This is a genomic window from Stenotrophomonas sp. CCNWLW162 (assembly GCF_037203745.1).
Classification (GTDB): Bacteria; Pseudomonadota; Gammaproteobacteria; order Xanthomonadales; family Xanthomonadaceae; genus Stenotrophomonas; species Stenotrophomonas maltophilia_AQ.
On sequence record NZ_JBBCBL010000002.1, the window covers coordinates 408,580 to 424,330 of the forward strand.

At 68.0% G+C, this 15,751-nt stretch carries 10 protein-coding genes; 7 read left to right on the forward strand and 3 right to left on the reverse strand.

Annotation, left to right across the window (positions count from 1 at the left end; translation table 11 throughout):
• Positions 1–288: 288 nt before the first annotated feature.
• The 5 genes from V9K93_RS06880 to V9K93_RS06900 all read left to right on the forward strand — a co-directional run bounded on the left by V9K93_RS06880 (position 289) and on the right by V9K93_RS06900 (position 8,183).
• Entirely contained in the window at positions 289–2,079 is a 1,791-nt protein-coding gene (locus V9K93_RS06880) for an endonuclease (RefSeq protein WP_136638564.1), read from the forward strand.
• A 68-nt stretch (positions 2,080–2,147) separates the two neighbouring features.
• Complete coding sequence (gene cutA / locus V9K93_RS06885; protein ID WP_046984236.1) at positions 2,148–2,486, forward strand: divalent-cation tolerance protein CutA; 339 nt, start codon at positions 2,148–2,150, stop codon at positions 2,484–2,486.
• Entirely contained in the window at positions 2,483–4,867 is a 2,385-nt protein-coding gene (locus V9K93_RS06890; protein ID WP_337302252.1) for a protein-disulfide reductase DsbD domain-containing protein, read from the forward strand. Before cutA ends, V9K93_RS06890 begins: the two co-directional genes overlap by 4 nt.
• Positions 4,864–5,427 carry a TlpA family protein disulfide reductase gene (locus V9K93_RS06895; protein ID WP_253077957.1) on the forward strand — a complete coding sequence of 188 codons (564 nt, stop codon included), beginning with the start codon at positions 4,864–4,866 and terminating at the stop codon, positions 5,425–5,427. The genes V9K93_RS06890 and V9K93_RS06895 overlap by 4 nt, the downstream gene beginning before the upstream one ends.
• Before the next feature lie 233 nt (positions 5,428–5,660).
• A complete protein-coding gene (locus V9K93_RS06900) occupies positions 5,661–8,183 on the forward strand; it encodes a PepSY domain-containing protein (protein WP_337302253.1) in 2,523 nt (840 codons plus the stop codon).
• A 78-nt stretch (positions 8,184–8,261) separates the two neighbouring features.
• Here V9K93_RS06900 and V9K93_RS06905 read toward each other — a convergent pair whose 3' ends face one another.
• A complete protein-coding gene (locus tag V9K93_RS06905) occupies positions 8,262–10,799 on the reverse strand; it encodes a methyl-accepting chemotaxis protein (RefSeq protein WP_337302254.1) in 2,538 nt (845 codons plus the stop codon).
• A gap of 204 nt (positions 10,800–11,003) precedes the next feature.
• Between V9K93_RS06905 and V9K93_RS06910 the strand changes: the two genes are divergently transcribed.
• Complete coding sequence (locus V9K93_RS06910) at positions 11,004–11,846, forward strand: arylamine N-acetyltransferase family protein (RefSeq protein WP_337302255.1); 843 nt, start codon at positions 11,004–11,006, stop codon at positions 11,844–11,846.
• A 64-nt stretch (positions 11,847–11,910) separates the two neighbouring features.
• Here V9K93_RS06910 and V9K93_RS06915 read toward each other — a convergent pair whose 3' ends face one another.
• Entirely contained in the window at positions 11,911–12,282 is a 372-nt protein-coding gene (locus V9K93_RS06915; protein ID WP_295381994.1) for a VOC family protein, read from the reverse strand.
• An 82-nt stretch (positions 12,283–12,364) separates the two neighbouring features.
• Here V9K93_RS06915 and V9K93_RS06920 point away from each other — a divergent pair, with 82 nt between their 5' ends.
• Positions 12,365–13,081, forward strand: a complete 717-nt coding sequence (locus tag V9K93_RS06920; protein WP_337302256.1) for a transporter substrate-binding domain-containing protein — start codon at positions 12,365–12,367, stop codon at positions 13,079–13,081.
• Between the two features lie 54 nt (positions 13,082–13,135).
• Here V9K93_RS06920 and V9K93_RS06925 read toward each other — a convergent pair whose 3' ends face one another.
• The gene (locus V9K93_RS06925; RefSeq protein WP_337302257.1) at positions 13,136–15,748 is read right to left on the reverse strand and encodes a TonB-dependent receptor; all 2,613 of its coding nucleotides are present in this window, start codon (positions 15,746–15,748) and stop codon (positions 13,136–13,138) included.
• Positions 15,749–15,751 lie beyond the last annotated feature (3 nt).

The following is a 15,751-nucleotide window of genomic DNA, read 5'->3' on the forward strand; positions in this document are numbered from 1 at the left end:
CCAGCATTGCTCGCGAAAAAGCCCGACGAATCGGGAGCAGGACAGAGATGGAGCTGGCCCCGGGCCTTTCAAGGCCGATCCCGCAAAAAAATTCACCGCCCGGCAAAGGCGCACCCAGGTGCTGCGTGAAGGCGGGGTTCCGCGTGCAACGCGACAAGCGGATGCCCGCAACCCTCGACATTTGGTGATACGCGTCGCACTGTCAGATATCTGACGTTCATTTACGACAAAGTGTCACTGGATCGGCCTTAGGCTCGGCCGCGCATTCCCAATCACAAGGAGTAGTCGATGCGATTGCTGTCCCCGCTTGCCGCTGCCTGCCTGCTGGCACTGGCCGCCGCGCCGGCCCAGGCCGAGGTCTTCATCAACGAACTGCACTACGACGACAGCACCGCCGCCGGCGACGTCGGCGAAGCGATCGAGGTCGTGGCCACCGCCGGTGAGGATCTGTCCGGCTACCGCCTGTACCTCTACAACGGCAGCAATCCGTCGGCCGCCACGGTCTACGCCAACAATCCGGTTCCCGCCGGTACCGCTGCAGGCTGCGGCAGCGCCAGCATCGCCGTGGTCACCTACCCCACCAACGGCCTGCAGAACGGCCCGAACGATGGCATTGCCCTGGTCGACGCCAGCGGCAAGGTGGTCCAGTTCCTCAGCTACGAGGGTGCCATCACAGCGTCCGGCGGGCCCGCGGCCGGCATGACCAGCCAGAACATTCCGGTGGCCGAGACCAACAGCACGGCCCCGGGCACCTCGCTGCAGCTGACCGGCAGTGGCAGCCAGTACGCCCACTTCACCTGGGCCGAGTCGGCCAGGCAGACCTTCGGCAACTGCAACAACGGCCAGACCTTCAGTGGTGGCGGCACCCCGGGCCCGAACACGCCGCCGTCGGTGTCCACCACCACCCCGGCCCAGGGCAGCAGCACCTTCCCCGCCGCCGCCGACCTGGAAGTGGTGTTCAGCGAGACGGTGAACCTGGCCAGCGGCGCGTTCGCCCTGAGCTGCGGCACTTCCGGCAGCGTGCCGCTGACTTTCCCGTCCAGCGGCCGCAGCGTGAAGCTGTCCACCAACACTGCGCTGGTGGCCGGTGAAGCCTGCCGCTTCGACATCCGCGCCGCGCGCATCACCGACCTGCAGGGCGCACACCCGGCCGCCGACAGCCGCATCGCCTTCACCGTGGCCAGCACCGGTGGCAATCCGGACCCGGGCAACCCGGGCGTGCCGGCCGGTTACTACTCCAAGGTCAACACCAGCAGCCCCAGCCAGCTGCGCTGCTCGCTGCACGCCACCATCAAGGGCCACACCGCCTACCCGTACAGCGGCTCGGGCACCAGCACCTGGACCATACTGGAGATCGCCGACGAGGATCCGAACAACAGCGGCAGGATCCTGGATGCGTACCGCAACCGCAGCTACGCCAAGGGGACCGATCGCGCCGGCAGCGGCAGCGGCCTGAAGTACAACCGCGAGCACACCTGGCCGAACTCGCTGGGCTTTGCCAGCACCACCGGCGACAAGGGCCTGCCGTACGCGCCCTACACCGACACCCACATGCTGTACCTGACCGACGCACAGTGGAATGCCGACCGCGGCAACAAGCCGTTCGGCAAGTGCGATGCCAACTGCGGCGAGCGTGCCACCGAGGCCAACAACGGCCAGGGCGGCGGCAGCGGTGGCTATCCGGGCAATTCGAACTGGGTACGCACCCCGGACGGCAACGGCGGCACCTTTGAAGTGTGGGGTGCACGCAAGGGCGACATGGCGCGTGCGGTGCTGTACATGGCCATCCGCTACGAGGGCGGCAAGGATGCGGCCACCGGCCAGTCCGAGCCGGACCTGGAGCTGACCGACGACCGCAGCAAGATCGTCAAGACCAGCAGTTCGCCGGCCTACATGGGCCTGTTGTCGACGTTGATCGACTGGCACCTGGCCGACCCGCCGAGCGCTGCGGAACGCGCCCGCAATGACGTGATCTACAGCTTCCAGGGCAACCGCAACCCGTTCATCGACCATCCCGAATGGGCCACCCCCGCCCTGTTCACCTCGGCCAAGCCGGCCACCTGCCAGCTGGCCAACTGACCGCGCAACGCAGCGGTCCATTGCCGCCGCCGGGCCCTGACCCGGCGGCGGCCCTATACTCGACGGTCATGTCGACCGTCGATCCCGTCCTGCTGTTGTTGACCACCTGCCCGGACCGGGCCAGTGCCGAGCGCATCGCGCACGCGCTGGTTGGCGAGCGCCTGGCCGCGTGCGTCACACGACTGGAGGGCGCGCAGTCGACCTACCGCTGGCAGGGCGAGGTCACCACCGACACCGAACTGCAGTTGCTGGTGAAGACCACCGCGAGCCGCGTCGATGACGCAATCGCCCGGGTCGTCGAACTGCATCCGTATGAACTCCCGGAGTGCATCGCGGTCGAAACCCGGGCCGGCCTGCCGGCGTATCTGGACTGGATCCGGGCACAGACCCGGGAGGACACTGATTGAAGACTTTGTTTGCGCGTGGCGCCGCCCTGTGCGCCCTGTTGTGGCTCTCGCTGCCGGCCTTCGCGCTGGATGAGAAGGACCTGCTGCCGGTGGACCAGGCGTTCGCGCTGACCGCGACCGCCCCCGAACGCGGCCAGGTGCAGCTGCAGTTCAAGATCGCACCGGGCTATTACCTGTATCGCCACCGCACCAGCGTCAAGGCCGACCCGGCCTTCAACGCAGGCGCGCTGCAGATGCCCAAGGGCGACAAGCACCACGACGATTTCTTCGGCGAGGTTGAAACCTATCGCGAGCGGCTGCAGGCCACCCTGCCCGGCGCACCGACCAATGCAGCCGGCACCATCAGCCTGGAAGTGCGTTACCAGGGCTGCGCCGACGCCGGTGTCTGCTATCCGCCGCAGAAGCGCGTGGTGCAGGTCACCCTGCCCGGCGGCGGTGCACAGGCGGCGGCCCCGGCCGCACGCCCCGGTGCGGCCAGCCCGTTCAACAACCCGCTGGCCGGTGCCGGCAACAGCGGCGGCCTGCGCCTGCCGGGTGCGGCCAGCAACAGCCAGGCGCTGCCACTGCCGTCGGAGCAGGCATTCGGCTTCGATGCCATTGCCAGCGATGGCAACACCCTGCTGCTGCGCTTCAGCCCGGCGCCGGGCTACTACCTGTATCGCGACCGCACCTCGCTGAAGCTCGAAGGCAGCGCCGGCGTGCTGGCCGACAAGCTGCGATGGCCGGCCGCTCAGTCGCATCGCGACGAGCACTTCGGCGATGTCTCGGTGTATTTCAACCAGGTGGAGGTGCCGCTGCCGCTGCGCCGCTCTGTCGCCGACGCGGTCGACAGCACCCTGGTGGTGACCTTCCAGGGCTGCCAGACCGACGGCATCTGCTACCCGCCGATGACGCGACGGGTGAAGCTGTCGATCCCGGCCGGCAGGATCAACGCCAGCGCCAACCAGGCGCCGCCGCGCAGCGAGGTGATCAGCCCGCTGCCGACCGCCACCGGTGCTCCGCGCGAGGCTGCCAATGGCGCGCCGCTGCGCCTGCTGCCGACCGTGCCCAACGCCGATGCCGGCACGCCGGCCGGCGCTGGCAGTGCCGCCGCTGACAACGCGTTCGCCGCCGACGCGCGCGGCGACAACGCCATGCGCACGCGCCCGCCAGCGGCCACGCCGAACCCGGACCGTTCGTTCCTGTGGGTCCTGCTGCTCGCCCTGGCCGGCGGCCTGGTGCTGAACCTGATGCCGTGCGTGCTGCCGATCCTGTCGCTGAAGGTACTCGGCCTGGCACAGAGCGGTGAAAGCCCGCAGCGCGCGCGCAGCCATGCGCTCTGGTACACGCTGGGCGTGCTGGTTGCGTTCGCGGTGATCGGTGCGTTGATGGTCGGCCTGCGCGCGATCGGCAACGCGGTCGGCATCGGCTTCCAGCTGCAGCACCCGGGCGTGGTGGCCGCACTGGCCTACGTCATGTTCGCAGTGGGCCTGAGCCTGTCCGGGGTGTTCACCCTCGGCGGTGGCCTCGGCAACCTCGGCCAGTCGCTGGCCAGCCGCAGCGGCCCGGCCGGGGACTTCTTCACCGGTGCGCTGGCCTGCGTGGTCGGCAGTGCCTGCGTCGGCCCGTTCATGGGCGGTGCGGTGGCCTATGCGTTCATCGCGACGCCACTGCAGGCGATGACCGTGTTCCTGTTCCTCGGCCTCGGCCTGGCCCTGCCGTTCCTGCTGATCGGCTTCGTGCCGGCGCTGGCACGCCGCCTGCCCAAGCCGGGCCCGTGGATGGAAACGCTCAAGCACGTGCTGGCTTTCCCGATGTATGCCACCGCGCTATGGCTGCTGTGGGTGCTGGGCAAACAGCGCGGCGTGGACGGCATGTCGCTGGTGCTGGGTGGCCTGCTGCTGTTCGCTTTCGGTCTGTGGCTGTTCGAACGCAACCGCTGGACCGGCCCGCGTCCCGTTGCCCTGCTGGGCGTGCTGCTGGCCATCGCTGCACTGGTGCCGACCTGGGGCGTCACCCAGCTGGCACCGCCAGCGCGCGCCGCACAGGCGGCCAGCGACAACGTGGTCGAATACTCGCCGCAGCTGCTGGACCGCCTGCGCGCCGACAAGCGCGTGGTGTTCGTCAACATGACCGCCGACTGGTGCGTGAGCTGCAAGGCCAACGAGCGCGCTGTGCTGTCGCGGCCGGAGTTCAAGGAACTGCTCAAGCGCACCAATGCGGTGTACATGCGCGGTGACTACACCAATGTGGACCCGCAGATCACCACGTTCCTGGAAGAGCACAAGGCCGTGGGCGTGCCGCTGTACGTGGTGTACGGCCCCGGCGCGCCGCCGACCGTGCTGCCGACCCTGCTGACCCAGGCGGTGGTCGAGGAAGCGCTGCTGCGCACCGCACGATGAAATGGCAACGGCCAGCGCTGCTGTGGACAGCGGTGCTGGCCGCCGGCCTCGGCCTGTGGGCCGGGTACCGGCTGGCACCAACGCCGGCTGCACCTGCCGCAGCGCCGGCCGCTTCCCCTGCAGCCCCCGCGACGCCTGCGCTGCAGGTGGGTGACCCACTGCCTGCACTGACGCTGCCGGATCTCGAGGGCCGACCGCTCGACCTGCGCCAGCGCTTCGCCGGTCGCCCGCTGCTGATCAATGTCTGGGCCAGCTGGTGCGCCCCCTGCGTGGAAGAGATGCCGGAGCTGGCACGCTTTGCCCATACCCGGGGCAGCGAAGGCGTGCAGGTGCTGGGCCTGGCATTGGATACGCCGGAAGACGTGCGCCGCTTCCTGCAGCAGGTACCGGTGGACTACCCGATCGTGATCGAGACCCCGGGCCCGCGCGATGCCAGCGTGCAGCTGGGCAATACGCAGGGACTGCTGCCCTACAGCGTGCTGTTCGACGCACAGGGGCGATTGCAGAAGGCGAAGCTGGGACCGTTCACCCACGGCGAGATCGACAGCTGGGTGAAGTGAGGGTCTTGGCAGGGTTGCACCCTGCACCCGCGGTAGTGCCGGCCGCTGGCCGGCAACCTCAGAAACAACAGCCAAGGCAACAGCAACAGCGGGCTTTCCGAGGGGTGCCGGGCGCCGCCCGGCCGATACCCCCTGCTTGACCACAGGCAGGGCGCCACGGAGAATTCCGCGACTAATTCTCATTTGCTGTTGCGCAGGATGCGGGCGGCAGCCTTCCAGGCCCTCCTCCTTCGATGTTCAAGAACGTCCTGTTCCAACTGCACTGGCTGCTGGGCATCACCGCTGGTGCCGTACTGGCCGTTATGGGCCTCAGCGGCGCCGTGCTGTCCTTCGAGGACGAACTGCTGCGTGCCGCCAATCCCGGATTCGCCGCGATCGCCGAGCACCATGCCGACGGCCAGCCACCGCTGGCGTTGAGCGAGCTGATGCCTTTGCTCCAGGCAGGAAGCGAGCGCCCCCTGCAGCGCCTGCGGATCGACGCCACCGGCCAGCGGCCCTCGGTGGCGCGGTTTGCCGGAGGCAAGGAACACTGGGTGTACTTCGATCCGTACAGCGGCGAGCGCTTCAGTGCCCTGCGCGGGCAGGCCTTCTTCGACTTCATCGAAGACCTGCATCGGCACCTCGCTGCCGGCGAGCGGGGCAAATGGATCACCGGCAGCTGTGCGATCGCGCTGCTGTTCTTCACCCTCTCCGGTCTCTACCTGCGCTGGCCCCGGCGCTGGTGGCACTGGCGCAGCTGGTTGGCGGTGGAGTGGAAGCGCAGCGGCCGTGGCTTCCTGTGGAGCCTGCACTCGGTGGTCGGCACCTGGGTGCTGCTGATCTACCTGATGAGTGCGTTGACCGGCCTGTGGTGGTCGTTCGACTGGTACCGCAGCGCCGCCAACACGCTGCTGGGCGTGGCGCCGGCAGCGAAGCACAAGGTCGCCGCCGACGCGGCACTGGACCTGGATCGCATCGAGGCCACGCTGTATGCGTTGCCGGGCGTGCGCACCGGGTACATCGACCTGCGCCTGCCGGAGAAGCCCGGGCAGCCACTCAATGTACGCGTGATGGCCGGTGATCCGGCGCGGCGCGGTGGCCACCACGATCGTGCACATGACCTGCTGCAGCTCGATCCGGCCAGCGGTGCGATCCTCGATGCCCGTCCGTATGCACGCCAGGGCGCCGGCGGACAGCTGGCCACCAGCGTGTTCGCGCTGCATTCGGGAAGTTACTTCGGTGCACCCGGGCGCGTGGTGGTGATGCTCAGCAGCCTGGGCATGAGCCTGTTCTTCATCACCGGCTGGATGCTGTACCTGGACCGCCGCCGCAGCCAGCGCGCCGCGCGCGGCCTTCGCCAGTCGCTGCCGGTAGCCACTGACGATGGCAGCAACCTACCCTGGCTTGTGGTGCATGCCAGCCAGAGCGGGCTGGGCGAGCAGCTGGCCTGGCGCGCGGCGGCGCTGTTGCAGGCCGCCGGACATGCGGTGCAGGTGCTGCCATTGGCCCGCGTCGACGGCTCACAGCTACAGCAAACCGTGCAGGCCCTGTTCGTGCTCAGCACCTTTGGCGACGGCGAACCACCGGATGCGGCGCGACGCGCTTCGCGACTGCTGCTCGCGCAGCGCGTGGACCTGTCGGGCCTGCAGTTCGCCCTGCTCGCGCTGGGTGATCGCCAGTACCCGCACTACTGCGGTTTCGGCCGCCAGGTCGATGCCTGGCTGATCGGCAACGGCGCGCGCCCGCTGTTCGAGCGCATCGATGTCGATGCTGCCTCGGTACCGTCCCTGCGCCAGTGGCAGCAGCAGCTGGCTGCATTGACCGGCATCACCACCGATGACAGCGTGCTGCCGGCTGCCACGCAGATGCATGACTGGCGCCTGCTCGGCCGCGACCGTCTCAACCCTGGCAGCATCGGTGGCGCGATCTGGCGTATCCGCCTTGCCGCGCCCGCCGAGGTGCGGTGGCAGGCCGGTGACATCCTGCATATCGCACCCCGCCACAATGCAGGGCACGCCAGTGCAGTGCTGAAGGCGCATGGGCTGGACCCACTGCAACCACTGCTGGTGGAAGGCAACCCGCGCACGCTGTTGGCCCTGGCCAGCGAGCGCGAGCTACCCGATGCAGACGCCGCGCTGGCGGTGCAGGATGCCTGCCTGTGGCTGCGCGGACTGCCGTTGCTGCCCGGCCGCGAGTACTCGATCGCCTCGTGCACGGATGACGGCGCAGTGGAACTGGTGGTGCGCCTGGTACATGACGCCTCCGGTCGGGCTGGACTGGGTTCGGGGTGGCTGTCACTGCATGCACCGATCGGTGCCAGCATCGTCGCCCGCGTACATCGCAATCCCGGCTTCCACCGCGTGCCGGGTGCACCGATGGTGCTGGTCGGCAACGGCACCGGCATCGCTGGCCTGCGCAGCCTGTTGCGCGAAGCCGCCCATGCTGGCGAGCACGGGCATTGGCTGCTGTTTGGCGAACGCCAGCGCGCGCATGACTTCCTGTTTGCCGAAGAAATCGAGGCCTGGCAGGCCGATGGCCATCTGTCGCGGGTGGACCTGGCGTTCTCGCGCGATGGCGACGGTGGCTACGTGCAGGATCGACTGCACGCCGCAGCCGATGCGCTGCACGAGTGGATGCAGCGTGGCGCGGTGATCCATGTCTGCGGTTCGCTGCAGGGCATGGCCGAAGGCGTGGACCAGGTGCTGCGCGCTGCGCTGGGAGATGAGGCAGTGGAGACGCTGCTGGAGAACGGGCGCTACCGGCGCGACGTGTATTGAGCCATCCCGCCGGGCATGGCCCGGCGCTACCGTTTCAATCTGCCTCGGGTAGCGCCGGGCCGTGCTCGGCGACCGCGTTCATGCCGCGCGTGCGGCCTGCCGCGCCGGCTGCAGCTGGAACGCCCCCACCGCCTCGGCCAAGGCATGCACCTGCGCCTGCATCTGTGCGGTCGAGGCGCCAGCCTCTTCCACCAGGCTGGCGTTGCGCTGGGTGCTGGCTTCCATCTGCACGATGGTCTGGTTCACCTGCGCGATGCCGGCATGCTGGTCCTGCGACGCGCTGCGAATGCCGGCCAACAGCTCGGCCAACTGCTGCACGCTGCCGACGATCTCGCCCATCGTGGTGCCAGCCTGTTCGGCCTGCTGGTTGCCCTGGCCGACACGCGCCACCGAATCCTCGATCAACCCTTTGATCTGCTTGGCCGCCTCGGCGCTGCGCTGTGCCAGCAGGCGCACTTCGGCGGCCACCACGGCGAAGCTGCGACCCTGCTCTCCGGCGCGCGCCGCTTCCACCGCCGCGTTGAGCGCGAGGATGTTGGTCTGGAAGGCGATGCCATCGATCAACTGAGTGATGTCACCGATGCGTCGAGACGCCTCGCTGATGCCATGCATGGTTGCCACCACTTGGCCGACCGCCTCACCGCCGCGCTGGGCCACTGCCGCCGCGCCCTGGACAAGCGCATCAGCGCGGCCTGCGGCATCGGCGTTGCGGCCGACCGTATCGGTCAGTTCATGCATCGATGCTGCAGTCTCTTCCAGGTTGGCCGCCTGCTGCTCGGTGCGCTGTGACAGGTCGTGGTGACCGGCGACGATTTCGCCAACACCCGTATCCAGACTGGACGTGGCCTGCTGGATGCGGGTGACGATGCGGCCCAGCTGCGCGACGGTGGTATTGGCATCGTCACGCATGCGCGCGAACACGCCCTGCAGCTCACCTTCCATGCGCACGCTGAGATCGCCGCGTGCCAGTGCCGCCAGCAATGCCTGTAGATCGCCGAGGTTGGTTTCGAAGGTCACCAGAAGCCGGTTGATGCTGGTCGACAGCGTACGCACGAAGCCTTGCTTGCCGTCCAGTGCAATACGTCCGTGCAGGTCACCGTGTGCGGCGGCATCGACCAGGGCTGCCACCTCGGTTTCCAGCAGGGTTTCCAGGGCGCGGCTGCGCCATTCCACCGCGACACCAAGGAAATGGCCCTCGTCGATGATGGCGTTGGCGATCAACTGGTAGCGCACGCCGGCGTGGCCGATCTCGCGCTCCTCGCGCTGGCGCACGCCGGCCAGGCTGGCCAGCGCCGGGTGCAGGCGCACCGCGTCACCGCCCACCAGGTCTTCGGCCTGCAGATCCAGCAGCTGCAGCAGCGCAGGGTTGGCATACGCCACCTGGCCTTCGGCATCGACCACCATCAAGCCGGTCTGTGCGCTGTCCAAGGCCTGTCGCACGCGGGTATTGCCGCGCGCTACCGCACGCTCGGTTTCGATACGCGCGCGCAGGCGCTGCTGCATGTGGACCAGGCGCTGGGCCAGCTGGCCGATCTCGTCGTTGGCGTTGTACACACGCAGCGTGGTGTCCAGGCGGTCCTCGGCAATGTCGCTGGCGAAGCGCAGGGTGTCCTGGATCGGCTGGCGTACCGCGCGCAGCGCCAGTACCAGGCTGGTGATCAGCACACCGGCGACCAGCAGCAGGGTCACTGCGAACAGCACGCTCATGGTGCGTGCACCGGCCTGCTGGCGCGCCTGTGCCTTGCCCAGCGCGGCGACCTGGGCCTGCTGGAAGGCGCTCAGCGCCGGTGCGACGCTGGCCGCGGTGTCCAGCAGCGATTGCGCCTCCACATCCAGGCCAACGCGGGCGGCGGTATAGCCCAGCAACGCGACCTGATAGGATTCCATGCCGTTGCGAAGGGCATCCTGCGCATCGGTCGGCAGCCCCACCAGCCCGAGATCGAATGGCAGTTTCTCTTCGCTCGCACGGTCGGCATGGGTGGAGTCGCCATCGAGCAGCAGCAGTGCTTCCTGTCGGCGCATCTTCTGCAGGGACAGCGCCAACGACGGCCGCTGCAGCGCATCCACCTGCGCCTGCAGGGTGTCAGCGGCCTGCTGCAGCTGCGCGGCAAGGCCGGCATCGCCACGACCCATCTCATCGACGCGTTCGAACAGGGCGGCCACACCCTGCGAGAACGCGCCGGCGGCTTCGGTCAGCGCCCGCAGCGCCTTGCGCCGTCCGGCGTCCATCGGCATCGCGCGAAGCGCCTGAAGATCGGCCTGCAGCGCCTTCTGCGTCGCCAGCAGCTGCGCGCGGTCGGCATCATCGAAACTGCGTGCATACTGGGTCTGCAGACGACGCGCCTCGGCCACCCGCGTGGCCAGGCTGGCAGCCAGATCGCTGCCACGCTGGTAGCTGGCCTGGCTGCGCGCGGCCAGGGCGTTGGCATGGCCGGTCCACGCGTAGACGGCGGCGATCGCCACCAGGCCCAGGCCACAGACCCACAGGGTCGCCTTGAGCTTGTCGGCCACGCTGAGCCGGTGCGGCTGCAGCCACAGCAGCAGGCCGGGGGACGCCGAGCGCAACGCGGCAAGCCGCATGCGCAGGGACCGGAGGTGGGGGACAACGGCCGACATGACAGACTCCAGGCGGAAGGACGCACCTGTATCGGCTGGATATGGGGCAACTTTAGGTTTTTTTTGGTTCAGTCCCACCGATTGCTGGCGGACGCGGCCTTTGTACCCGGCATAGGCGACGGGGGGATGACACCCGCGCACTGCTTGACCTCAACCCCGGTTGGGGGAACACAGTGGACCTCCCTCCCCCCGACCGGTGGCCGCATGACGACGCTCGATGTCCCCCGCTACCTGCAGCGCCTGCAGTTGGATGCACCGCCACCGCCAACACTGGCGGGCCTGACCCTGCTGCAGCAGCGCCACAACGCACTGCTGCCATTCGAAACCCTCAGCTGCCTGCTGCGCGATGCAGTGCCGATCGACCTGGACAGCGTGCAGCGCAAACTGCTCGATGAACGTCGTGGCGGCTACTGCTTCGAACTCAACGGCGGCCTGCTGGCGCTGCTGCAGGCGCTGGGCTTCGATGCGCAGCCGCTGAGCGCGCGCGTTCTACTGGCGGCACGGGACGGCGAGCTCACGGCGCGCACCCACCTGCTGCTGCGCGTGCACGTGGACGGTGACGAATGGCTGGTGGACGCCGGCTTCGGCAGCCTGACCCCGACCGTACCTCTGCGCCTGCAGGGTGCGCAGCCGCAGGCAACGCCGCACGAACGCTATCTGCTGCAGCGGCTGCCCGGCGACGGAGACTTCGTGCTCTCCGCCGAGTCCAGCGATGGTTGGCGGGCGATGTATCGCTTCGACCTGCAGTCACCGGCCCCGATCGACAACGTGGTGGGCAACTGGTACGTGTGCACCCATCCGGATTCGAGCTTCCCCGGCCAGCTGCGTGCGTCGCTGACCGGACCGGACTGGCGCCGCACCATTGGTAGCGGCAACTACACCGAGTACCGGCCCGGGCAGGCACCGGACAAGCGCCCGTTGCACGATGTCGGCGATGTGCGCGAGGTGCTGCAGCAGCGCTTCGGCATGCTGCTGCCGAACGACCCGCGGCTGGACCCGGCGATCAACGAATGGTTGCAGCGCTCGCGGGCCGCGACCCACTTGTAGCGGCGAGCCATGCTCGACTGGTGCATTGACGGCGCGACCAACAGCAGCCGAGCATGGCTCGACTCTACAGAATCGCGCGCGCCTGCAACGCAATGCGGTTGCCTTCGCTGTCGCGGATCTCGGCCACGCGCCAGTCACCGGCATCAGCGGGGCCGAAACACAGTTCGGCTCCAATCTGCAAGGCTCGCTCGAGGCTGGCATCAAGGTCATCGACCCCGATGTAGATGCGCGCGCCCTGTTCTGACGGCCGGTAGTCCGCCCCCTGCACCAGCGCCATGCTGGCCCCTGCCGCTTCATCGCCGAACGGCAGGTAGGCCATCCGGCAATCGTGCAGCAGGATCGGTTCGTCCACCTGCACCTGCAACCACTGCTGGTAGAAGGTGATGGCACGGGCCAGGTCACTGGCTGGGATCTCGACATGCAGGATCGGATTCATCCGCGCAGGATAACCGGACGCTGACGCTGCCTGCGCAGCAGCACTGGCATGCTGGACGCCCCCCTGTTCCGCGGAGCCCTGCATGTCCCTGGCCGATCATCGAAGCACACTGGCACCGCGAGGCTTTCTGCGCGTAGCGATCAACCTGGGCAACCCAGTGCTGGCGCAGGGTGATGCCCGTTCACCGCGTGGCCCTTCACTGGAGCTGGCCACAGCGATGGCGCAGCGGATGGGCGTGCAGGCCCGTTTCACCTGCCACGACGCTGCGGCGTCGGTGGTCGCCGCAGCGGCCGAAGATGCATGGGACCTGGCCTTCCTGGCCATCGATCCGGCGCGGGCCGACCGCATCGCCTTCAGTGCCCCATACGTGGAGATCGAAGGCACCTACCTGGTGCGCGAGGACAGCCCCTCGCAACAGGTGGCCGACCTGGACCGCGACGGACTGCGCATCGCGGTCGGCCGCGGTGCGGCCTACGACCTGTTTCTCAGCCGCGAACTGCGCCACGCCATGATCGAGCGGGCAGAGACGTCGGCGGCGGCGATCACCCTGTTCGAGCAGCGGCGCCTGGATGCCGCCGCCGGCGTGCGCCAGCCGCTGGAAGCCTGGGCACAGATCCATCCTGGCCACCGCGTGCTGGCTGACCGCTTCACCGCGATCCAGCAGGCGGTGGCAGCGCCGGCCTCCCGCCCGGCCGACGCGCTGAGGGCGTTGTTCGAGGAAGTGGAGGCGATCAAGGCCGGCCCGTTGCTGGCTGAGGCCTTCGCCCGTGCCGGGCAGGCGGTCACGCTGGTGCGATGATTGAAGAGCAGAAGCGGTCGAGCTTGGCTCGACTCTACAGAACGCCGGTACGGCTTACTGGAACAGATACTTCAGGCCGATCTGCGCACGACGGCCGTAGTACTCCACCTGCAGCGGGCGCTGCGGGCTGCCTTGGTAGTACTTCAACGGCTCGTTGGTGAGGTTGCTCAGCTCGGCGAACACCGTCCAGCGATCGAAGGTATAGGAAGCGCTGAAGTCGACCGAGGTGTTGGCGCCGTACCAGGCGTCGGTGACGCTGCTGTCGCCGTGCGCTTCGATGTAGGCACCCTTGTGATTGGTGGCCAGACGGGCAGCGAAGGCGCCGTCGTCGTAGTACACGGTGACGTTGTACAGGCGGTCGGCCTGGCCGGTTATCGGCACGTTGCCGTTACGAGCCGGAATGCGCATGCGCGAGTCCATCAGGGTCAGGTTGGCATTGATGCCCAAGTTGCTCCACAGGCCGGGCAGGAAATCGAAGCGGCGCACGAAGGCGAACTCTGCGCCCCACAGCTTGGCATCGTCACCATTCTCGGGCCGGTAGAAGGTGACGTTGGGGTTGCCGTTGAAGCTGCCGGTGCTGCTGCTCTGGAACACCGGATTGCTGATGTTCTTGTAGAACACCCCGCCGGACAGCAGACCCAGCGGACCGGCATACCACTCGGCCATCAGGTCCAGGTTGTCCGAATAGGTCGGGTCCAGGTTGGCGTTGCCGGAGGTGAAGGTGCCATCGGCTTCCATGAACGAGCCACCCGGGTTGATGTCACCAAAGTTCGGGCGGGCGAAGCTGCGGGTCAGGCCCAGCCGCAGGTTGAGATCGCTGCGCGGTGAGAAACGCACGTTGAGCTGCGGCAGCACCGAGGTGTAGCGCTTGCGGCCCAGGTTGGGCACCAGCGCGCTGCTGCCATCGGCGTCACGCTCCAGCACCAGACCGCGCACGTCGGTGGCGGTGCGTTCCAGGCGCACGCCGCCAACCACGTCCCAGCGCTCGTCCGGCTTCCAGGTGGCCATCGCATAGGTCGCGTACTGCTTCTCGGCCACGTCGAAGTTGCGACCCAGCGCCGCGCCGTTGGCCACCAGTGCCGAATCGCCCGGCACCAGCACCAGGTGCTGCTTGTTCTGCCGGTACCATTCGGCCAATGCCTGCACCGGTACCACCTGCGAGAAATCGCGGGCGTAGTCACGTCCATTGCCGACGTCGTAGCCACTGCGGTCCGGCTGGTCCATCAACGGGAAGTCAGCCAGGGTCGGCACCGGCCCGCCGGTGGCGGAGTTCCAGGCATAGAACTCGTCGGAGAAGCGCGCGCGGCGCTGCTTGTCGCGGTACTTGGCCCCCATCTTCCAGGTCAGCGTGTCGCTCGCGTCGAAACTGAAGTCCAGCTGCGCGACCGCCTTGTCCTTCTCATTGATCGCCACCCGATACAGCTCCACCGCGCTCAGCGACATCTTCCGCGGATCCATTGCGAAGCTCGGCGGCAGATGGGTTTCGGGGGTGTCGGCGGCAACGTTGCCGCCATCGAGGGTGTTGTACGAGTTGCGGCCCACACCACGGTCCTGCAGGCCCTGGTAGCCGACCTTGCCCTGGTTGAACTGGACCACGAAGTACGCGTTGTCGGCACAGGTGGGAATGCAGCCATAACGGAAATCGTTCTCGGCACTGGCCAGCTTCCAGTCCACCTGGCCCCGGCCGAAGGTGTGCTGGCCGCCGAATTCGAACGTCTTGAATTCGGTGATCAGCTCGTTGTGGATGTTCTGCAGCTCCACGCGGTCCTTGTCGAACCGGTAGCGGTGCTTGTAGTGGGTCTCATCGTCGCTCAACTCGCCATACTGGCCACGCACGTACAGGCGATGGCCATCGGCCGGAAGGAATTCCATGCCACCGTTGACGCCGCGCGTGGTGCGCTCGCCGGTGTAGTCGCGCAGCTCCAGCCGGTAGACGCCCAGGCCGTCGGCACTGCGGCGCGGCTCGAAGTTGTCGGTCGCCCACGGGCGCTTCCAGTAGGTACCGTTGATCAGGAACCCGAAGCGTCCATCGGCGCTGCGGTCGCCGTACAGCACGTTCGCGCTGGTGCCGGTGTCGACTGCCTTGTCGTTGTAGTTGCCGGCCACGCTGGCGGCAAACGTGCGCCGTGTCGGTGCGGTGCGGGTGACGAAGTTGACCTGGCCACCGATGGCGTCGCCTTCGCGGTCGGGCGTGAGCGTCTTGCTCACTTCGATGCGCTCGATCAGCTCGGTCGGGAAGAAATCGAATGCCGTGGCACGGCTGGTGGTTTCCTCTTCGGCGGTCGGCAGACGGTCACCGTTGAGGGTGGTTGAGTTCCACTGTGCCGGCAGGCCACGCACGGCAACGAAGCGGCCTTCGCCCTGGTCGCGTTCGATCGACACACCGGGAACCCGCTGCACGGCTTCGGCAGCGTTGTGGTCGGGCAGCTTGCCGATGCCGTCGGCACTGATCACGTTCATCAGATGGCTGGCTTCGCGCTGTGCATCCAGCGCCTGTTTCTCGCCACTGACGATGCTGCCGACCACGGTGACGGTGTCCAGGTCGACGGCGGAGGTGGTGGGCACGGTATCGGTCGCGGCTGGCGTGGCGGCCTGGACGGCCAGCGGGGCATGCAGCAGGGCGAGCAGACCCAGGGTAAGCGGATGGCGCGAAGGCAGTGTGGACATGGC